Annotated in this window: 17 protein-coding genes; 9 read left to right on the plus strand and 8 right to left on the minus strand. The window is 38.5% G+C overall.

Annotated features, from left to right (window positions below):
• Nucleotides 1–758: hypothetical protein (locus AB1488_10885; GenBank protein MEW6410593.1), on the plus strand; the 758-nt coding region annotated here is incomplete at its 5' end.
• A 100-nt stretch (nt 759–858) separates the two neighbouring features.
• Here the strand turns inward: AB1488_10885 and AB1488_10890 are convergent.
• Nucleotides 859–2,826: an adenylate/guanylate cyclase domain-containing protein gene (locus AB1488_10890; protein ID MEW6410594.1), complete on the minus strand. Its 1,968-nt coding sequence runs from the start codon at nt 2,824–2,826 to the stop codon at nt 859–861.
• A gap of 138 nt (nt 2,827–2,964) precedes the next feature.
• Here AB1488_10890 and AB1488_10895 point away from each other — a divergent pair, with 138 nt between their 5' ends.
• The 8 genes from AB1488_10895 (at nt 2,965) to AB1488_10930 (ending at nt 11,862) form a co-directional block, all read left to right on the plus strand.
• A complete protein-coding gene (locus AB1488_10895; GenBank protein ID MEW6410595.1) occupies nt 2,965–3,624 on the plus strand; it encodes an OmpA family protein in 660 nt (219 codons plus the stop codon).
• Between the two features lie 293 nt (nt 3,625–3,917).
• A complete protein-coding gene (locus AB1488_10900) occupies nt 3,918–4,172 on the plus strand; it encodes a hypothetical protein (protein MEW6410596.1) in 255 nt (84 codons plus the stop codon).
• Nucleotides 4,169–4,513 (plus strand): type II toxin-antitoxin system PemK/MazF family toxin, encoded by a 345-nt coding sequence (locus AB1488_10905; GenBank protein ID MEW6410597.1) that lies wholly within the window; start codon nt 4,169–4,171, stop codon nt 4,511–4,513. The genes AB1488_10900 and AB1488_10905 overlap by 4 nt, the downstream gene beginning before the upstream one ends.
• Before the next feature lie 331 nt (nt 4,514–4,844).
• Entirely contained in the window at nt 4,845–8,693 is a 3,849-nt protein-coding gene (locus tag AB1488_10910; GenBank protein ID MEW6410598.1) for a tetratricopeptide repeat protein, read from the plus strand.
• A 310-nt stretch (nt 8,694–9,003) separates the two neighbouring features.
• A complete protein-coding gene (locus tag AB1488_10915; protein MEW6410599.1) occupies nt 9,004–9,867 on the plus strand; it encodes a site-specific DNA-methyltransferase in 864 nt (287 codons plus the stop codon).
• A gap of 96 nt (nt 9,868–9,963) precedes the next feature.
• Nucleotides 9,964–10,860, plus strand: coding sequence for a hypothetical protein (locus AB1488_10920; GenBank protein MEW6410600.1), 897 nt, complete (start codon nt 9,964–9,966; stop codon nt 10,858–10,860).
• Between the two features lie 35 nt (nt 10,861–10,895).
• Complete coding sequence (locus AB1488_10925; GenBank protein MEW6410601.1) at nt 10,896–11,228, plus strand: hypothetical protein; 333 nt, start codon at nt 10,896–10,898, stop codon at nt 11,226–11,228.
• 109 nt (nt 11,229–11,337) lie between these two features.
• Nucleotides 11,338–11,862, plus strand: coding sequence for an archaemetzincin family Zn-dependent metalloprotease (locus tag AB1488_10930; GenBank protein ID MEW6410602.1), 525 nt, complete (start codon nt 11,338–11,340; stop codon nt 11,860–11,862).
• 9 nt (nt 11,863–11,871) lie between these two features.
• Here AB1488_10930 and AB1488_10935 read toward each other — a convergent pair whose 3' ends face one another.
• From AB1488_10935 to alaS, 7 genes are all read right to left on the minus strand, one after another.
• On the minus strand, nt 11,872–13,551 hold the full coding sequence (locus AB1488_10935; GenBank protein MEW6410603.1) for a proline--tRNA ligase: 1,680 nt from the start codon (nt 13,549–13,551) through the stop codon (nt 11,872–11,874).
• Between the two features lie 150 nt (nt 13,552–13,701).
• On the minus strand, nt 13,702–14,796 hold the full coding sequence (ispG, locus tag AB1488_10940) for a flavodoxin-dependent (E)-4-hydroxy-3-methylbut-2-enyl-diphosphate synthase (GenBank protein MEW6410604.1): 1,095 nt from the start codon (nt 14,794–14,796) through the stop codon (nt 13,702–13,704).
• Nucleotides 14,797–14,814: 18 nt separating this feature from the next.
• Nucleotides 14,815–15,906 (minus strand): endolytic transglycosylase MltG, encoded by a 1,092-nt coding sequence (mltG, locus tag AB1488_10945; protein ID MEW6410605.1) that lies wholly within the window; start codon nt 15,904–15,906, stop codon nt 14,815–14,817.
• Between the two features lie 6 nt (nt 15,907–15,912).
• Nucleotides 15,913–16,338: a Holliday junction resolvase RuvX gene (gene ruvX, locus AB1488_10950; GenBank protein MEW6410606.1), complete on the minus strand. Its 426-nt coding sequence runs from the start codon at nt 16,336–16,338 to the stop codon at nt 15,913–15,915.
• 14 nt (nt 16,339–16,352) lie between these two features.
• On the minus strand, nt 16,353–18,059 hold the full coding sequence (locus tag AB1488_10955) for an AarF/ABC1/UbiB kinase family protein (GenBank protein MEW6410607.1): 1,707 nt from the start codon (nt 18,057–18,059) through the stop codon (nt 16,353–16,355).
• 11 nt (nt 18,060–18,070) lie between these two features.
• Nucleotides 18,071–18,388 carry a hypothetical protein gene (locus tag AB1488_10960; GenBank protein MEW6410608.1) on the minus strand — a complete coding sequence of 106 codons (318 nt, stop codon included), beginning with the start codon at nt 18,386–18,388 and terminating at the stop codon, nt 18,071–18,073.
• A gap of 26 nt (nt 18,389–18,414) precedes the next feature.
• On the minus strand, nt 18,415–21,057 hold the full coding sequence (gene alaS / locus AB1488_10965) for an alanine--tRNA ligase (GenBank protein ID MEW6410609.1): 2,643 nt from the start codon (nt 21,055–21,057) through the stop codon (nt 18,415–18,417).
• Between the last annotated feature and the right edge of the window lie 2 nt (nt 21,058–21,059).

Genomic DNA, 21,059 nt, shown 5'->3' on the forward strand with positions numbered 1-21,059 from the left:
GTAGCACATCGGTAGGACCAATTTATGGTGCCAGTGCTGCAAACATATCGCTCTCGGGTAAAAGCTGGGATGGCGGAAATATAGGCTGGATAGAAGATGGTTCAAAGAAATACTATTATATTGGTGAGCTTTCAGGCAGTTACTCAGATATATTTTACGATAACGGCAGCGGGTCGCGATCAGGTTACAGTGGCACATTTTCTACAAATGCAAATGGGCTTTTCTGGGATGGCTCAAAAGCCTTCTGGGAGCAGTTTAGCAAGATAATTCCGACCATTCCTGGTGCAAAGTCTGACTTCTTTGTGCCCATAACTGAAACAGCTTTAAGGACATTTGATGTATCTATTAGTTCTGGGCAGTATCTGGATCTCAAAGAAATAAGTACTGCTGTAGGAAGTGTATCAATTACATCAGGAACTGCAGGGAAAGGTATAGAAATTTCACCTGGAAGTGGGCTTTTTGATGTCAATGTTAATGGAGACTGGAATATTACTACAGGAGGGAAAACGATTCAGAACTTGACTAATTTTAATGGTAGTATAAGCGGTTCAACATCAATTGGAACAAGCTTTACTATGGCTGTTGATGGTGGTATAAAGGCACTCAGTAGCACTACTGCTATAGTGGGTGCAGATGTTAGAAAATCTGGCGACACTGACGCAGCAGGTGGAATGATCGGCAAGATGACAGGTAGCACATCAGGGACATTTGAGAGTAAGGCAATCGGCGAGATTAAATCTGGATTTATGCTTCCATAACTACCCAATCCATCAATTTATGGATTTAATTTTACCCCGCACCACGCCAGAATGTCCTGCCTGTGCAGTCCTCCGCAGCCCGCGTGACGGGGTGCAGGGTTTACTTTTCCTCGAAACGGACAACCTTTTCTTCTTCGACTTCTATAATCATTGATTCAGAACCAGTCTCAAGGGATTTAACCTCGTATATCTCCACTGGTTTCTCTTTACCCTTTACCATCACCTTTTCAAGTCCCTTTATGGATATACAATCGAGGCTGCCTGCTATTACCAGGTCTCTTATCTTGTTCAGGGTGAATTCTGTTATCAGGATGTGGGTATTATATTTCCTTGTAAGTGATTCTACCCTTGAGCCTAAATTTACATGGTCTCCAATTACTGTGTAGTCCATTTTTTCCCCTTCTGCACCGATATTTCCAACAAGCACCTCACCTGTATTTATCCCTATTCCAGCATCAAGGAGAGGTTTGCCTTCTAACTGCCATTTTTGCTGGAGTTCTTCGAGTCTTTTAACCATATTAAGGGCACATCTTATAGCAAGCTCTGCATGGTTTTCCTGCCTCATAGGTGCGCCCCAGAAGGCAAGGATGGCATCTCCAATGAATTTATCAAGTGTTCCCTCCAACCTGAAAATCACCTTTGTCATTGCCCCTAAATACTCATTGAGTATAGCGACAACCTCCTCGGGTGAATGCTTCTCTGAAAATGATGTGAAGCCCCTTACATCTGAAAAGAGGACAGTAACTTCCCTTCTTTCACCACCCAATTTAGCCATATCAGGATTTTTAATTAATTCATTGACAAGCCTTTCCGTAACATAGTTTGAAAACATTGCCCTGATTCTCCGAGCATATCTTTCCTCTACTGCATAATTGTAAGCAGTAACAGTAATAAATATTAGCAGGATATTAATGGAAGGATATGTGAGATTTATCCAGAGTCCCTTTTGTGTAAATAGGTAATAACTTGAGGAGAATATAAGCAAAAGGAACAATCCTGTGATTCCAGAAGCACCAATTGCCTTAAATCTTGTGACAACCAACGATAGCAAAAAGCCTGACGATAAAATAATAACCAGGTTTACAGATAAAGAGGCACTTCTTAGAAACCTGTTTTCCAGTATGGAAGCTATCATATTTGCATGTTTTTCAACTCCTGGCATTGCAGGGGAAAAGGGTGTTACCCTCAAGTCATAAATACCAACTGCGGTTGCGCCGATAAGGACAACTTTGCCCCGTAAAAGTTCAGGTTTCACATTGCCATCCAATATGTCAGATATAGAAATATGCTTGAATGTCTGTTCAGGTCCATAATAATTAATAAGAGTTCTTCCCCACTTATCGGTTGGTATATATCTTTTCCCGAGATGTATGCCTTCTGTGGATTTTAAAATGACTTTTTCAGAAGGAATCCCGAGGTAAGTGGCTATAACCTGAAGTGTAATAGAAGGATAAAGGTAACCATTATATCCGATTACCATGGATTCCCATCTCAATGTGCCGTCGTCGTCTGGAAACATATTGATGTGACCCATTGCCATTGTCTCTCTGAGGAGTTCAGGGACAGGTATGAGCACCCTCTTTGCCATGATTGGAGTATATCTATTAAACATCTCAGGATTCATGATAGAAATGAAAGCTGAATTTATCAGAAATTCGCTATAAGGAGTGCCGGATTCCGTATCAAAGTCAAAGACTATGGGTAATATTACATTTCCTGCCTCTTTTATTGCCTTGCCAAGAGTCGCATCATTTTTTTCGCTCTCGCTGAAGATGATATCTGATACTATTATTTCCGCACCAGCCACATTCAATCTGTTTATCAGTTCTGCGATCTTATCCCTGCTCCAGGGCCATCTCCCAATCCTTTCGATGCTTTTCTCATCTATGGCAGCAATGATAATGTTGTCAGGTGGTTTTATTATGCCCCTAACCTTAAATCTGTAATCGTAGAGTTTCTCTTCAAGGGTTTCAAGGGGAGATAATTTGAAAAACATCAACCCTACTATCAATACTGTAATAGAAAAACCAATGAAGATACCTGTTCTACCTTTCTTTGCTCTCTCCATATCTTACCTTGACCTTATTATCTTTTAGGTGAGGGTTTTTGTCAAGGTATTGCAGTTGATTTTCCTTGACAGACCTTGTTCTGTAGGTTATATATAAAATATAGATAAAATCAGCCTTGAAAACGATTGGAGGGAGCCATGAAAATAAACATGAAAATAAAGTCGAATAACTATTTTATAAGTTTTCTGTTGTTTTCAGGTGTCATCTTTCTTACAGGATGTGCTACAAAATCGTATGTAGAAGAGAAGATTGCACCTATGAATACGAGAGTTGAAAAGCTTGAGATTAGAACAACAGACCTTGAGAGAACAACCACTGCTGATAGGGATAAAATTGGCAGTATCGAAAAGAGACTTCCTGAGATTGCAGGTGATGCAAGAGGTGCAAAGTTCACGGCGCACGCTGCACTTAAGAAGATAGAGGGACTGAAGATAGCAAAAAAGGTCGTGCTCACAAATAGTGATGTCAGATTCAACTTTAATAATTGGCTGATTTCAAAGGCTGGTAAAGCAGTGCTGGACAATTTAGCACGTGAACTTGCAGGTAAGCGTTACTCTTTTATCGTTATAGCAGGACACACCGATCATACAGGTACAGAGGAGTATAACCTTTATCTCGGTAGAGTCCGTGCAGAGGCTGCTGCATCTTATTTGGCCACAAAGGAAGGAATTGATAGAAGCAGGATAATCGTCATGACATTCGGAAAATCTGTTCCTGTTGCCTCAAATAAGACAAAAGAAGGTAGAGAGCAGAATAGAAGGGTTGAGATTACAGTTTACGATGAGGCTTTAGAGTGAAGCCTTTGCACACACTCCTTAATACCTAAGAGAGATTCTGAAACGAGTTCAGAATGACTTTTATTTGCATGCCGAACCTGTTTCAGCATCTCAAATTCACAATAGATACATTCTCTTACCTGAAATTTAGAGTTTAATTTTTGCTTGACAAATCCATCCATTTATGATTCAATTGAATCAGTTGAAGAATTAGTCTGGACAAAGCATAAAATGGTAAATTTAACCATAAAAATTGCTGGCTATTTTAACCTTCTTATGTTAAGTTATTAAAAACTGGCAATAGGAGGAAGGTAATGGGTAAAAAAGCAACTTTTGTTCTGGATGAACAAATAATGAAACAAGCTAAGGAGATTGTTGAAAAAGGTCTTTTTAAATCAATGAATGCCTTCGTTGAGTCTGCAATTAAGGATGAAGTTGAGAAGATAAAAAAAGAACGGATAAGGGAAGCCATTATCGAGGCAAGCAGTGACCCACTTTTTCTTGCCGATGTGGAAGAGATAGAAAGTGATTTTGAGTATGCAGATTTTGATGAGGGAGGAAAAAAATGAGTTATAAGTGGGGAATCTTTATAGCAGACCTTAATCCTGTTCAAGGCTCAGAACAAAGAGGGAAACGTCCTGTTATTGTTGTTAGCGACGAAAACTTTAACAAGTTTATGCCTGTAGTAACTGTTTTGCCAATTACTTCGTTAAAAGAAGGCAGAAAGGTTTATCCCAATGAAGTTATGTTGAAACAGGGAATGGGAAGCATTCCACAGGACTCTATCATCCTTGCCCATCAAATAAGGACAATATCAAAACAAAGACTGAAGGATTTAATAGGAGCCATCGATGATTACAAGACTAAAGAGGCAATAAACGACGCCCTCAGGGTGCATTTGAATTTGTGAAGATGAAAAATAAGATGTGAGGTGTAATAAAGAGATAAATGATGGGTAGGGAGGGGGTTATTTATAGCAATTTACATCCCCTCCCTCGATTAGCGGCGAGAAAAAAGTTCCTTCTCCCCTTGTGGAAGAGGTCAGGGTGAGAGGTATTTTGAGAACAAAGTTTATTGAAGAGATTGTTTGGGGCAAAAGCGTGTGGATTTTTAGAATGAGATGAAGAGTGTTGGGGATTTTGAGAGAATTGGGGAGAGTATATAGTAGAGCTTGGAAATGCTATAAAGAGAAGATTTCATTACTGCAGTCTTATAGGTATAAGTGTAAGTAGATGACTAAAATGGAAGAAATGATTATTGGGTTTTTGTTGTCAATCTTTACTAATGGGATTATTACACTCGCTGATAGATATGATTCTGAGCAAAAAAAGAAATTTGAGGAATTAAGTAAGGAACTAAGAGAATCGAATTTTATCCCAAAAGCAATAGTTGATTCTCTTAAGAGTATTAGCGTAGAGTCCAAAGAAATAGACTCGCTAAAAATATTAGTCAGTGATGATGTTTTTTCAAAGAAGCTTGCAGATATTATATCAAATCAATCTCCCGAAAATGACACAATTAATCTTATTGTTTCTGAGATAAAGAAATATTGCAATATCCCAGAAAGTCAAATCCTAACGATAGAGCCTTTCATTAAAATTTTTGCAAATGAATTTTACAAGAAAGTATTGAGTAATCCCAAACTATCACCTTATTTGATAATCAAAAGAATTGAAGATTCAATAAAAATGTCTGAAAATGACCATCTAGAAATTAAGGAACGTATAGAAAGTCTTCACAAGAAATTTAACACAATAACTTCTCAGGTTCCAAAAGAAAATCCTACTACTTATACTGCTTCCGTTCAGTCATATGAAACTGAAAGACTTATAATAGCAGCTAATAAAATAAATAAAACCGATGAGTTGCCAAGAGTTACACATCTTCTGACAGGTCAATTAGAACGTGTTTTAGCTAAGCTTAATAGTCATTTTAAATCACGTGCCAATGAAGTAAAGGAAATACAGCGAAAAAGAGATTTTAAAAGGGCAATAGAACTGTATCAATCTCTACTTGAAGATGCAGATGAAACCATTGATAAAGACACAATTCTTGGAATTTACGCTGACTGTGCCCTCTGCAGTATAAACTTAGATGATCTTGAATCAGCCAGAATGTGGCTTCGCAAAGCAGAAGAAACAGAGACCATTGATAAAAGAATATTGGCAATATGGAGCTTATATTATTACGCGTTGGGTAATAAGACAAAAGCTCAAGAGTATGCAGATAAATCATTAGCTTTGGATAAATTTTATCATTTAGCGCTTATTATCAAAGCAGGCATAGAATTAGAATCAGGTACTAATGGAGAGAGAATACTCAATCAATATTTTCTTGACGAGAATGGAAATGTAAGAAGCGGGTTTAAACAAGACCGTATGCCAGTAATTTACCGAACCATTGGACAATGCTACATGAAAGATAAAAACTTTGATAAGGCAATCGAGTACTTTGAAAAATCAATAAACCTTGATCCATTGGATGATGGTTGTCTATCGTTGATTGGAACTGCTTATTTTAGAAAAACTATCGGTGAAAGCACACAAATTATTAGATTCCATGAACAACTATCACCAGAAAAACAAGAAATCATAAAAAAGGCTATTGGCTACTTTACTCAAGCCTTAGAATCTGCTGCAAGATATGGAAATATAAAGCATCACATACCAACACGAGTAAATCTTTCTTCGTGTTACATGCTTTTAGGGGACTATGATAAAGCCTATGATATTTCTGAAATATCGTTAGTTTCTGCAGGATATGAGGATTTATTAAAAAGCAAAGCTGCTGCTGCTTATTACAAAGGTCATTTTACAGAAGCGGCAGAATTATTATCAAATATTAAAAAATCCTCATGTCAAGATATTATTAATGAAGCCCTTTCGCTCCTACGGTCTGACAAAAAGCAAGAGGCTTTAGAGTTGATAGACAGTTCATTACATGAAAAGTCGTTCAATTCAGAAGACTTAGATTTGATTAGGCATCTCAGACTTGAAATATTGATTTCTGATAAAGACCAAGAAAATGCTCTCAGAGAATTAAAGAAACTGGAATACTCAACACTCCCTGTATGGCAAAAAGAAACCATATGGGGTGATTATTATGTCCTAGTAAATAACCATGAAAAAGCGGATGAATATTATAAAAAGGCGTTAGAACATTCTAATACAGCTATCCCTACTAAGATTTCCATCGCTGATTACTACTTTAGGAAGGAAGATTATAAGACGTGTTTTGATATCTGTTCTTCGATATCTATCGATGCGATAAAAAGTGACTTGGATATATTTAAGCGATTAATTCAAATGGCGATAATTTCATCTTTCCAAATTCCAAACTGCATTGAATGTCGTAAATATATTAACCATGGGAAGCGAAAGGAGATTGAAGACTTATATCTATATGAGATTTCAGCATCCATTTATTGGCAAAACGACGAACTCAAAAAGGCAAGAGATGAACTTATTATATTAGAAAAAAAGGATACTAATAGAAAACTCGAAGTGCTTAGTAATCTAGGGGTAGTATCTTATATGATGGGAGATTTTAAAGCAGCACAAGAATACCTTACTCAGGCAGAAAGGCTATCAGGATTTTATGACAATACGAAATTGGTTATAAATTGCATCATAGTTCATGTCGTTATTGGTAATAATGTCGAAGCAAAAAGAATATCCAACAAAGCACTCGAAGAAAAGTTTGAAGATAAAGAAGATGATATACATAAATTTGCACCTGTCTTTTATTTAAGAGAAAACAATACAGAGCTTTTTGCCCGATATGCAATTGAATTTAACAAAAAACATGGTGATACTGAATGGCTGTGGAAAAAGTATATTAAAAAGGATGAACAAGAACTAAGAGCAATATTTAGTGAAGCAATACGCAAATCAGAAGAAATTAAAAAGGGATATTTAAAATATCCTCTTCCGCTTGCACTGTTACCAGCATTATTAGGGAAAAGAGAAGTCATACATCTATGGAGATTTAATAGGGAATACAAGTACCCTATATTTTTAGAATCAGGCATCCCTCAAGAACTAGAGTCGGAAATAAAAACAATAAGCAAAAAGAGGTCTATTTTAGTTGATTACACAGCATTACTTACTTTGCAGGAAGCAGGCCCTGATTATTTGTGGATAATCCATAATAGTTTTGATGAGATATTTATTTATAGACCGATGTATTTGAGAATGCTAAATGAACTTATGTCGGAAGAACACGATGGGCTCCGCAGAATAATAAATTTCATCTCAGCATCTAATAAAGTGAAATTCATTAAACGAGTAACAAATAAGACGCTGAATATTCCAGATGAAAGCCTATCTCTTTTAATTCCCGGCGATTATTATGGGTTACTTCAAGTTGCACGAGAAAAAGAAATATGTTTATTGATAGGTGAAGCAAGGCTCAGAGGTATCGTGCGTAGCATTGGGATAGAGGCTTGTGGCATAAGGTCATTACTAGAACATGCTAAACATAAAAATATAATTGACAATCATAATTTGAACCAAGCAATTATTAACATGGCTACTAAAGATTGTCAATTTATCTCATTCAATAATGACACGTTAGAGTGGCTTTTTTCTCGTTATTCTTTAGAGAAAGTTAAGAGTAAATTCAAAAAATTGAGTGATCATATATTCTTGCCAGGTTCTGAGGTTGAAACTTTTACTAATGTATATTCTGAATTTATTCGAGAATTCATTGGTTCCATATTAGATAGTCAAATCATTAAATACTTCATAGAAAAAACTATTCTGGATATTAAGAAACTCACTTCAAGAGCATTGTGTTTCAATATGTTCCCATTTCTCAAACAGGATGGTGTATTAACGGATATGTATAAAATAAATCAGATTTGCTTAGGGTATATCTACCGTTTAGTATTACTTATATATTCATCTATGATAGATGAGCGATTAAAATCGGAATATATAGAGGTCGTTAAAAGAGAGTTTAATTTAGCTTACTGGTATAAATTAAAAATCCAAAACAAAAATGCTATTGGATTTATTTTTGAAGAGGTAAAAAAACAAATACAGGTGTTTGATACTAACAATTTAGCAAAGGATAGTAGCGCATTGTAAAAGATGATAACCTATGCAACTAACTCTACCAGTCATAGATAGCGACACAATAGACATAGGGTTAAAATATAATTTAAGGTTTTAGAAAGATTTAAAGTATATAGGAATATCAGATGTTAGAAGCAAATAAGATAGCTGCTAAAAAATTTAATATTGACACTCATTTAATTGAGAACAAAACAGACATGCAGAAGAACATTAAATAGGTGGTGATGGTCTTTGGGTATTTACAGATTAATAGAAGTAGTTGGATTCTTTTGTAAACTATGTATTTTTATCCAATAATCTTTTAGAAAGAGAGACGAAGGTTATGACTGTATGGTATAAAATACTCCAAAAAGATTGTCTTGAGTGGCTCCGTGAGAGTACTGAGAGCGATATTCATCTCACTTTTGTTGATCCTCCTTTTAATCAGGGAAAGGAGTATAGATACTTTAATGACACCCAACCAGAAGAACAATATTGGAACTGGCTTAAAGATGTATTATCACAGATTTATAAAATAACGGTTGAAGGTGGCGCAGTTTATTTTATGCAAAGGGAAAAGAATACAGAACAAGTGCTAAGAATACTTCGAGAGGCAGGGTGGATTTTTCAAAATTTAATTATATGGAAGAAAAAAACTTCTGCTATTCCATCTGAATTTAGATTTTCTAAGCAATACCAAATTATTGTCTTTGCTACCAGGGGAGAAAAGCCGAGAGTCTTCAATAAACTGCGGATAGATCTTCCTATCCCACCAGAGTATAAACATGAGAGAGTTAATGGAGTCTATCTCCCGGATGTATGGGATGATATTAGGGAGCTAACTTCCGGTTATTTCGCTGGAGATGAGGCAATAAGAGATACCAAAGGAAGCAGGGTACATACGCAACAATCTCCCGTAGCTCTTCTCTTAAGAATTATTTTAGCATCCACCCTGCCTGGCGATACTGTATTGGACCCTTTTGCTGGAACAGGGACTACTTTAGTGGTTGCTCACCAAATAGAGCGGAATTCCATAGGAATAGAAATAGACCCAGAGTATATCAAAATAATCGAGAACCGACTGAAATACCCTAGAACCGCTGATAATGTTTTGCAGTATTACAAACATTATAGATACACCCCTGATCTGGAAAAAATTTGGCCGGGGAATAAACCTATCATTGCCGAACAAAGGAGACTCTTGTAAATGTATGAATTCATCGATGCTGTGGAACTATTCGTTGGAATTGTAAATGGCTTGAGACAAAAACAGATTAATCTCAACTCACCATTAGACGAGATTGTGATAAAAACAAGCAAAACTAACCTTGCTTATGTGGATAATCGTAGGGATGCTAAAGAAAAATACAGTTTTGATCTCTGGGATAGGATTAAAAAGCAATTTAAGGATTCAATGGATTTCATAAATTGGATGGAGGCTCAGGGTATAGCTGAGCGAATTTTATACTCCAAGTCTGAACAGTTCCCTGATTTCTTATTCAAAGTTAGAAGACAAGAAAATAAATTGACTTGTGGTAGTTTGTTAGAATTAAAGGACTCTAAGGGTGGAAGTATAGCATCTTTCAACTCAACACTTCCAACCAAATATAAAAGTTTTGATGAAGTGGATATAATTAACGGAAACAACCTCGTATCAAGGATTACCTCTACTCTGGATGGAAAATTTGCATCTGATAGGAACTATCACACTTTTCAAAGGAGGAATTTTTATCTTATAAGGACCAATAAAGATAGTATTGATAGAGTAAAAATTTCCATAGTTGATGGTTCTTTTTTCGAAACTGTTCCTAAAGAGCATCTTATTTATCAGATGTTTTTGAATATTTTGCGAAACCATTTGGAGAAAAAAGACATCAAAATATCTTCAGAGATACTTAATGAGATTGAGAAATCTCTTTCCTATATTACAGACCAGACTATAATTGCCGCATCCCAAACCATAGAAAAGGCATCGGTGCGACCTCGCCTAAGAATTATGGCGGAGGTCCATACTGAAGGAAACCCGCACAGTAGTTTTTATCCAGAGATTTCAGAAAGAAGCGTTAATCTTATCACTCAAGTATCTGCTTACGAGAAAGAAATTGCAGAATTAATATCTAAAGAAGTCTCTAATGTAAAAATTTTCAGTATAAAGCATAAAAGGAATGGAGAACATCTAGTATTTCAGCTCAGATTTTAAAGAGATAGATAAAATTATAGAGGTATTGAAAACAGATGTTTATTAAGATACAAGGGATAAGATACAATTTTGAAATTGTTTCGGAAAATGGAGAGCAAAATGTTTGTTTTTATATAAAAGCGATATGCAACTCCACGGGAAGAACTTCTTGCGTAAACAACCTAAATACAATACTATTAGAATTTAATGTTAATCCGATAAGACCAGAGTTTGCTGATTCTATGTGGATAGTTTCAAAAAAGGAAGCAAATGTTTTTGTAAATACTGCAAAGAAATTTCTTTCAGACACACTTTTTATGAATTACCTTGAGAGAAGATTAGATGAAAATAGGTTAGAGGGTGGATGGGAGAATATCTCAGCGGTATGACGCTTTAGGAGGCAAATATCATGTGTCTTGCGACTTTTGAATTAGTAAGCGGTGAATATGGGCAGATCTTTGAAAAGGCATTTTATGCAAAGAGAGATAAAGATATCCATTGAAAAGGATTTTCATCATCCCAGTAGGGACTGTTGATTCAAGCATCGTGAGTGGTATTGCCAATGGCCTTAAAGAGAAATTTCGTTGCGAGATAGGGATTGACAAAGAAATACCTATCCCACTTGATGCTTATAACAATAAAAGAAGACAGTATCACTCCACAACTATTCTCGGCGAGCTTCGGTTTCTTAAGCTGAAAGATTTTGATCGCATACTCGGTGTAATCGATGTAGATCTCTTTGTCCCAGAACTCAACTTTGTCTTTGGAGAGGCAGATATATCCAGAGGAGTGGCTGTTATATCTCTCACAAGGCTAAGACAGGAATTCTATGGACTTCATCCAGATAACGGCATCTTTCAAATGAGGGCTATCAAAGAAGCCACCCATGAAATAGGGCATACATATGGCCTTGGTCATTGTCCAAATAAGAAGTGCATAATGCATTTCTCCAATAGCCTCAGGGATACGGATATCAAAGGGCCAGGATTCTGCGATATCTGTAGAAGTAATCTTGGTATTTAAAAAAGGATTTTATGTCTTGCACAGAGAGATTATAGAAAATAAATCTTCAACCTTAAACCTTGTTATGTTTCGAGACCTTCTCTCCTTTATTTCTATCATACCCTCTTTCAGATTCTTCTCTCCTATAACAATCTGATACGGAATCCCTATTAAATCAGCGTCTTTAAATTTTATTCCTGCCCTTTCGTCTCTATCATCCATCAAAACCTCGATGCCTTTTTCTGTTAAATCCTTATAAAGTTTCTCAGCCACCTCTACTGTTTTTATATCCTTCATATTTAAAGGCAATATCTCTACATCAAATGGAGCTATGCTTTTGTGCCAGATGATACCATCCCTGTCATTATTCTGTTCGACGGCAGCTGCTGCGATTCTTGCAGGTCCGATTCCATAACTACCCATGATAATCGGTTTTTCCTCTCCGTTTTCATCAAGATAGAATGCCTTCAGAGGCAAAGAGTATTTTGTGCCGAGCTTGAAGATATTTCCTATTTCGATAGCGAGCTCGATTCTTAGAGATGCGTTGCATTTCGGGCATGAATCGCCCTCCTTTGCAATATGTATGTCACGCCATTCAGCACTAAAATCTTTTCCTGGCCTTATCCCTTTTAGGTGATAATGTGGTTTATTCGCACCACTTACATAAACACCCTCTTTAAGGCATGTGTCAGCGATAATCCTGAGTTTATGATTCATAGGACCTATAAACCCTGCCTCTACACCAAGAATCTCTTTTATCTCTTCTTTTTGTGCTGGTCTATGGTTGCCGATAATCTTGTTAAACTTTTTTTCATGTAATTCCTGATCCCCTCTTACGAGGGCAAGCACAGGGCCATTATTGCTTATGACGAGTATGCTCTTTATAAAGTATTCGGGATCGAGTTTTAAAAAACTTGAGACTTCCTCAACTGTGCGTTTTTCAGGGGTATGAACCTCTTCATATTCCCAGTCTTGGAGGCTTATCTTTTTAGGATTCGAAAGGGCAAGTTCAATATTAGCAGCGTATCCGCATGAATCGCAGAGTACAACCTCATCTTCACCTGCAGGGCTTGGAGACATAAATTCGTGTGCTGTTGCACCACCCATCATTCCTGGGTCTGATTCCACTTGATAAAATTTCAATCCACATCTTTTGAATATTCTGTGGTATGCCTCTGCATGGAGCTGATAGCTCTTTTCAAGTCCCTCCTCATCTGCATCAAAGCTGTAGCTATCCTTCATCAAGAATTCTCTTGTTCTGATCACGCCACTTTTTGGTCTTGCTTCATCCCGAAGTTTTATCTGTGTCTGATACCATATCTGAGGAAGGTCTCTATATGAACGTATCTCTTTATGAGCGAGCCATGCCATTATCTCTTCATGGGTCATCCCAAGACACATATCCCTTCCGCTTCTGTCCTTCAGTCTGAACATCTCATCACCTATCTCATGCCATCTTCCTGTCTGCTGCCATATCTCTGCAGGATGGAGTACCGGTAGGGAAAGCTCCTGTCCTCCTATGGCATTCATTTCGTCACGAATAATACTGTTAATCTTATCTATAATCCGGAGACCGAGTGGAAGGTATATATAAATTCCAGCCACAAGCTGCCTTATCATACCACTCCTGAGCATTAATATATGGCTCACTGCCTCTGCATCTGAAGGCGCCTCTCTCAATGTTGAAATCAATAATTTTGAATATCGCAAATACTTAAACCTCCTTATAAAAATGCAAAAACCAAAAATCAAAAATCCCCCTACAACCCCCCTTTACTAAAGGGGGGCAGGAGGGATTAAGGAATTCCACTCCTGAACTTGTTTCAGGATTGATTTTTGAATTTTGAGTTTTGAATTTGTTTAGCAAGATGCCTCAGCTATTTTCTTTTTACTTTTATCTTTCACCAATGCCTCTGTCTCATTAACGATTACATCTGCAAGTTGATCTTCTTTCAATTTTTTAACTATCTTACCCTTTCTGAAGAGTATTCCTACACCTTTCCCTCCAGCAATCCCCACATCTGCCTCTCTTGCCTCTCCAGGACCATTCACTACACATCCCATAACAGCGACATCAAGTGGCTCAATGATATGAGATAATCTTTCTTCAACCTCTGATGCGAGTCTTATGACATCTATTTCGCACCTGCCACATGTAGGGCATGAAATAATATTAACACCCCTCTTTCGTATCCCAAGTGATTTGAGTATTTCGTATGCTACCTTCACCTCTTTTGCTGGCTCTGCTGTGAGTGACACCCTTATTGTATCCCCTATTCCCTCAGAGAGTAGAATACCGAGTCCAACAGACGATTTAATTGCGCCAGAGAACATTGTCCCTGCCTCAGATATACCGATATGAAGGGGATAATCATATCTTTCAGAGAAAAGCCTGTATGCATCAATGGTAGTCAAAACATCTGATGCCTTGAGTGAGACCTTTATATCGGTAAATGATAATGCTTCAAGTATTGCTATATGCCTTTCTGCACTTTCTACCAGAGCCTCAGGTGTAGGGTGTATATATTTCTTCAGCAGATCCTTCTCGAGGGAGCCAGCGTTAACACCTATTCTTATCGGTATTTCTCTGTCCTTTGATGCTCTGACCACTTCTTCAACCTTCCACCTTGCACCGATATTGCCAGGATTTATCCTCAGTCCATCCACACCGTTTTTTATCGCCCGTAATGCCAGCTTGTGGCTGAAATGAATGTCAGCGACCAGAGGTATAAGTATATTCTTTTTTATATCGCGTAGTGCATCAGCAGCACCCTCGTTAAGAATAGCAACCCTCACGACTTCACATCCAGCCTTTTCAAGATTTTTAATCTGTGCTATTGTGGCAGTTACATCACGTGTGTCAGTATTGGTCATAGACTGGACAATTATCGGGCCTCCACTGCCTATAAAGATATTTCCAATTTTTATCTGTCTTGTCTTTTTTCGAAGTATCATAAGTACACCCCCCAAAAATCACAAGGTTTTTGAAGGATCCTTTAATGAGGGATTTTTCGACACCTTTGAGTTTGGGGATTCACCATTTTTGAGTGATCTTAATGCGCGGAATTTCTCTACTGCCAGATTGTGTTCCCTCTCTGTCATTGAAAAATAATGAGTCCCATCATTCTTTGAAACAAAAAAGAGGTATTTTACATCTTCCGGATTAAGTGCTGCCTTGATAGACTTAAGTCCGGGATTTGAAATTGGGCCGGGGGGGAGACCCTTAATCCTGTATGTATTATATGGTGATGAATTATTCAGGTCTTTTTTAGTTATTTTCTTGTTGTTATCCTTTCCGTAAACCGCTGTTGGGTCAGCCTGAAGCTTCATTCTCTTTTTTAATCTGTTATGATACACCGCAGAGATCAGAGCCCTCTCACCATCCACGCTTGCCTCCATCTCAATGATTGATGCCAGTGTAATAACCTCATTCACTGTAAAGCCAATTTCCGATGCATGCTCAGCAAGATCCTCATCAAATACCTCAAAGAACCGATTAACCATCCTGCCTGTAATCTCTTTGAGAGAGATACCCTTAGGGAAAAGGTATTTGTCAGGGAAGAGATACCCTTCAAGGCTTGGTGCCTCAATACCAAAAGAATCTACAAATTTACTGTCATGTGTTAGACTTATGAAATCATCGTATTTAGCAAGACCCTTCCTTTCAAGTATCCTGCCTATATCAAATAATGTTGAACCTTCAGGGACAATAATTTCAAAGACGATAATCTTTCCTTTTTTAATGATATCAAATACATTCAGCAGATTCATATTGACATTGAGGCTATAATAACCTGCCCTTACACTCCTTGTTATTTCAGTCACCCTTCCGAGAATATTGAAGGCGGTAGAGCTTCTTATGAAGCCTTCCTGTTTGAGTTTCTCAGCGATCTGACTGAATGTCATACCCTCTGTCACTACAAATTCTCTCCACTCCCCTTTAGAGGAAGGAGGGGAGAGGAAGATGCTATAAATGGAAAGAATGAACAGGAAGGCTATTGATATAACAAATATAACAATAGGTAACCTTTTCACACCTGAGAGATTACTCCATAGGGTAGTCATTACTTTTCACCTCTGAGACTCAAGCGCCTTTCTATCCAGATAACCCTGAAGTATAATTGCAGCCGCAAGTCTGTCTCTAACAACTCTGCGTTTCTTCCTGCTCATATCGGCCTCAAGAAGTCTCTTTTCTGCAAAGACTGTGCTTAATCGCTCATCCCAGAGTATAACAGGCGCCCTCACAACTCTCTTGAGCCCTTCAACAAATGTAATTACCTTCTTTGCCTGTATACCCAATGTTCCATTCAGGTTGTGCGGAAGTCCAACCACTATCTCCTCAACACCATACTCCTCAATAATGTCTTTGATTTTTGCCATATCAACTCTATCATCCTTGCGGTGTATTGTGGTAAGCCCCTGTGCGGTCCATCCCATTTCATCACTCACAGCAACACCGATAGTCTTATCCCCGACATCAAGTCCGATAATCCTCATAACGAATCCCAAAATCACAACCTTCCTGACCTCAGTATGGCAATTATGAGCCATAGACCAAAGACAAATGCTATCAGGAAGCCTATGACACCGAGTGCAGGATAACCAAACAGGAATTTCTCACCTCCTGCATGTATAACTATTGAAGAGGCTATGATTATTGCGGCAACTATCAGGCTGAATGCTATCCTGTTCGTTGAACGGTCCAGATCCCTTGTAAACTTATCAAAACCGATGTGACTGAGTCTTAGCTGGAGGTCATCTTTGATGGCTTTTCTCAGAATGACCCTCATCTGTTTTGGTAGAGAGACCATGAAATCTGTAAAGTCACGAATATCTTTTCGGCTCCTCTTGTAGACCCAGACAGGACTGATCCTTTTTCTCAAGAGTCTTAAGGCATATGGTTCTGCAACGGAGAGAAAGTCAAAATCAGGATCGAGCCTTCTGCCCAATCCTTCAATTGTAAGCAATGCCTTATTCATAAAGAGTAGATCAGAAGGGATTCTCAGACGGTGCTTTAGTGCCAATGAGGTTATTGTATCAATATATTCCGTAACATTGATCTGTTTCAGTGTCTTGCCATATAAAGGTTCGAGGAAATCCACGAGGTCAACTTTGAATTCATTTCTGAATGTCTCAATGTCAACATCCTCGGAAACATATCCCAACCTGATGTACTGCTCGACAAGTCTGTCAAAATCTCTATTCACAATTGCAATAAATGTGTCTGCAACACCTTCCCTGTATTCATCTGTAAGCCTTCCAACAATACCAAAATCCATCAAGCCAAGTCTCCCGTCACTGAGAACAAAGATATTACCAGGATGAGGATCGGCATGGAAAAAACCATCTTCGAGTATCTGTTTAAGATATGCCTCAGCACCCCTTCTTGCAATCTCTCTGCAGTCAAAACCCTCTTCTTTTAACTTATTAAACTCGTCAATCCTGATCCCTTCGAGCCTCTCCATCGTCAGGACCCTCTTGGTAGTGTATTCGTAATAGACACCCGGGATGTACAGGAAATCACTATCACGGAGATTTAACTGAAATCTTGTGGCATTATCGGCTTCTTTAAGAAAATCCATTTCCTTTCTTATACTCCTTGAGAATTCGTCAACAATTCCAACAGGGTTGAAGAAACGACTTTCAGGGATGTATCTCAGCATGAGGTTTGCTACCCTATAGAGTATGTTGATATCGGTCTCTATAACATCTTCTATATCGGGTCGCTGTACCTTAACTATTACAGGAGGTCCATCTTTAAGTTCAGCACGATGGACCTGTGCGATGGATGCAGCAGCCACAGGTGTCTCTTCAAATTTTGCAAATAGGATATCTAAGGGTTTCTTTAACTCGGTCTCTACTATCCTCTTTGCCTCGTTAAATGGAAAAGGTGGAACCATATCCTGAAGTTTCTTGAACTCGTTGGCAAAGGTCTCTGTCACTAAATCGGGTCTGACACTTAGGAGCTGCCCCAACTTTATAAATGTAGGGCCGAGTTCTTCAAATGCAAGGCGTGTTCTCTCGGCGAGAACCATCTTTTCGAGATAGACACCATAAAAGCCAAAACTTCTCAGCCGCTTTGAGATAGGGATGTATTTGTCAAGGTTTATCTGCTCAAGAAACCTTCCAAGACCATGTTTAATTAAAACTATAGCAATCTGTCGAAGCCTGCTGACATTCTTATAGGTTCTTCTGAGTTTTAGTATATTAAATAGCATTAGCAATCAGTTTATTCTTCTGTACCGCCTCCCTTTTCAATTTTCTTTACTCTTGCAGAAAGAGACTGAACCTTTTTGTCGATTCTCTCTATTTCATCCCTTGTTGGCAGATGCATTACCTCCAATGTTTTGGCAACAAGTTCTGAAAGGGACTTGTTAATCTCTTTTCTCGTATCTTCTGCCTTATCCATCCACTCCCTGAGGAGTTTTGCACCCTGTATCTCGCTGAGTTCACCCTTTTTAACAAGTTCATCTATAAACTCTTTTACCCTTTCCTGCACACCAAACCCTGCCATCAATGCCTTTCTTACGATATTAAATAGAATCATCTTACACCTCCCATAACCTTTGAATTTTAATTCCCCTTGCTCATTTTTTCAACGATGGAATAGACACTCTCTAACGCCTCGTTTACTTTCTCTATAGACCTCCCTCCTCCCTGAGCGATCTCAGCCCGCCCTCCACCTGTTCCTTCTGTTATTGCGGCTATCTCTTTGATTATCTCACCTGCATTAAACCTATCCGAAAGATCTTTCGTAACCATAGCTATCCATGAAACCATGTTATCTGTGCGTGACCCTATTACCAGAATACCGGATTTCAATCGTTCCCGTAAAGAATCTCCCAATGACCTCATATCCGCCACCTTGAGGTTATCTACTCTCACTGCGAGCACCTTAACCCCGCATACCTCCCTATATTTTTTTGACATCTCTGCAGCCTGTATGGACGAGAATTTCTCCTTAAGGGTTTCTACCTCACGCTGTAGTTCTTTGTTGGTTGAAAGGAGTTTTTCGACCTTGGCATAGACCTTCAAATCCGTTGTCTTTAATGCCTTAGCGATCTCCATCAATTCTCGCTCCTCTTCTTTGAATGCATTATAGGCTGATTCACCTGTTAGTGCTTCTATCCTCCTTACACCTGCAGATATACCCCCTTCATGAATTATCTTGAATATACCTATTTCTCCCGTATGGCTAATATGCGTGCCACCGCAGAGTTCCTTGCTAAATGTATCGATTCCCACAACCCTCACGACATCACCGTATTTTTCACCAAAAAGGGCTATGGCACCAGTAGATATAGCATCCTCTATAGTCATCACCTCTGTGGTCACAGGTATGTCCTCTCTCACCTTTCTATTCACAAGATCCTCGATTTTATCAAGTTCAGTGATATTGAGTGGGTTAAAGTGTGTAAAGTCGAATCTGAGTCTTTCTGGTGACACGAGGGAGCCAGCCTGTTTTATATGATCACCGAGGATTTCTCTCAATGCCGTATGTAAAAGATGTGTGGCTGTATGGTTCCGTGCGGTTGCCTCCCTGTGCTCTGTTGATACCAGCGTATGCACTTTTTCTCCATATCTAATTTCACCACTCAGTACCCTTGCCTTATGAATATAAAGCTCATTTAATGGCTTTATTGTATCATGTATCTTGATCAAACAGTGATCCGTTGAGAGGTATCCGCGATCACCAACCTGTCCTCCAGATTCAGCGTAAAAAGGTGTTTTATCGAGAACTATCTCTATTTCATCAGCCTCAACCGCCGAATCAATTGTTGAGTCTCCTTTGATAATTGCTACTATTTTTGATTCTACCTCAGTTGTCTCATAGCCAACAAATATACTTTTGTGGCTTATTGATTTATATATCTCTTTTACATCTGTCCCTGGAAGAATTACCCATGAAGCCTTTGCCCTTCTTCTCTGCTCCTCCATAGCCTCTTTAAATCCTTCTTCGTCTATCTTAAAGCCGTGCTCTGATGCAATCTCTGATGCTAAATCAACAGGGAAACCAAATGTATCATAGAGTTTAAAGATGTCCCTTCCTGATATCTCTTTTAAGCCTTTTGCCTCTGTCTCAGCCATAACCTCTGTCAGAAGTAAAAGCCCACCATTTAATGTTCCCATAAATCTCTCTTCTTCTATCTTTGTAATCTTCTCTATATACGCTGTTGACTGCAGAAGTCCAGGATAAGCAGATCTCATACAATCAACAACAGAGCCTATCAATTTGTATAAAAATGGTTCTTTCATACCAATAATCTTAGCATGCCTTGAAGCCCTTCTGATTATACGCCTTAATACATAACCCCTTCCTTCGTTGGATGGGACTACTCCCTCTGAGATAAGTAATGTTATAGCCCTTATGTGATCGGCAATAACATTTATAGAGGTATCTGTCTCCTTCCCCTTCCCGTATTCTACACCTGTAATATTAGTTATATCGCTGATAATTGGACTGAAAAGGTCGCTGTGAAAATTACTCGATTTCCCCTGTACTACAGAAGCCAGCCTTTCAAGCCCCATTCCTGTATCTATACTCGGTGCCGGAAGTGGTGTAAGATTCCCCGCTGAATCTCTGTTAAACTGCATAAAGACAAGATTCCATATCTCAAGATACCTGTCACAGTCACAGCCAACACCACATGTCTTCTTACCGCACCCTACATCTTCACCCTGATCGATGATTATCTCTGAACATGGACCGCATGGTCCTGTATCTCCCATCTGCCAGAAGTTATCTGATTCACTAAGCCTGACTATCCTCTCTTCAGGTAAGCCTATTTTTTGACACCAGATTTCAAATGAATCGTTGTCATCTTTGAATATAGAGACCCAGAGCCTCTCAGTCGGGAGATTTGCTACATCTATAAGAAACTCCCATGCAAACTCTATGGCTAACTCTTTAAAATAATCGCCAAAAGAAAAATTCCCGAGCATCTCAAAGAATGTGTGATGTCTTGTAGTTCTGCCTACATTTTCAAGGTCATTATGTTTGCCACCTGCCCTGAGACATTTCTGTATGCTGACCGCCCTCTTATAGTCCCTTTCCTCTTCACCAAGAAAGACAGATTTAAACTGCACCATACCTGCATTTGTAAAAAGCAGTGTAGGGTCATTCATCGGGATAAGAGGAGAACTCGGAACAACCCTGTGTTCCTTCTTCTCAAAGTAGTTAAGAAATAGATGTCTCAATTCATCTGAACTAAACATGA

It is taken from the genome of Nitrospirota bacterium (assembly GCA_040756155.1).
In the GTDB taxonomy this organism is placed as follows: Bacteria; Nitrospirota; Thermodesulfovibrionia; order JACRGW01; family JBFLZU01; genus JBFLZU01.

Excerpts from the sequence above, each read along its gene's own strand:
- AB1488_10890 (MEW6410594.1), bottom strand. The coding sequence starts at position 2,826 with ATGGAGAGAGCAAAGAAAGGTAGAACAGGTATCTTCATTGGTTTTTCT.
- AB1488_10895 (MEW6410595.1), top strand. The coding sequence starts at position 2,965 with ATGAAAATAAACATGAAAATAAAGTCGAATAACTATTTTATAAGTTTT.
- AB1488_10900 (MEW6410596.1), top strand. The coding sequence starts at position 3,918 with ATGGGTAAAAAAGCAACTTTTGTTCTGGATGAACAAATAATGAAACAA.
- AB1488_10905 (MEW6410597.1), top strand. The coding sequence starts at position 4,169 with ATGAGTTATAAGTGGGGAATCTTTATAGCAGACCTTAATCCTGTTCAA.
- AB1488_10910 (MEW6410598.1), top strand. The coding sequence starts at position 4,845 with ATGGAAGAAATGATTATTGGGTTTTTGTTGTCAATCTTTACTAATGGG.
- AB1488_10915 (MEW6410599.1), top strand. The coding sequence starts at position 9,004 with ATGACTGTATGGTATAAAATACTCCAAAAAGATTGTCTTGAGTGGCTC.
- AB1488_10925 (MEW6410601.1), top strand. The coding sequence starts at position 10,896 with ATGTTTATTAAGATACAAGGGATAAGATACAATTTTGAAATTGTTTCG.
- ispG (MEW6410604.1), bottom strand. The coding sequence starts at position 14,796 with ATGATACTTCGAAAAAAGACAAGACAGATAAAAATTGGAAATATCTTT.
- mltG (MEW6410605.1), bottom strand. The coding sequence starts at position 15,906 with ATGACTACCCTATGGAGTAATCTCTCAGGTGTGAAAAGGTTACCTATT.
- ruvX (MEW6410606.1), bottom strand. The coding sequence starts at position 16,338 with ATGAGGATTATCGGACTTGATGTCGGGGATAAGACTATCGGTGTTGCT.
- AB1488_10955 (MEW6410607.1), bottom strand. The coding sequence starts at position 18,059 with ATGCTATTTAATATACTAAAACTCAGAAGAACCTATAAGAATGTCAGC.
- AB1488_10960 (MEW6410608.1), bottom strand. The coding sequence starts at position 18,388 with ATGATTCTATTTAATATCGTAAGAAAGGCATTGATGGCAGGGTTTGGT.
- alaS (MEW6410609.1), bottom strand. The coding sequence starts at position 21,057 with ATGTTTAGTTCAGATGAATTGAGACATCTATTTCTTAACTACTTTGAG.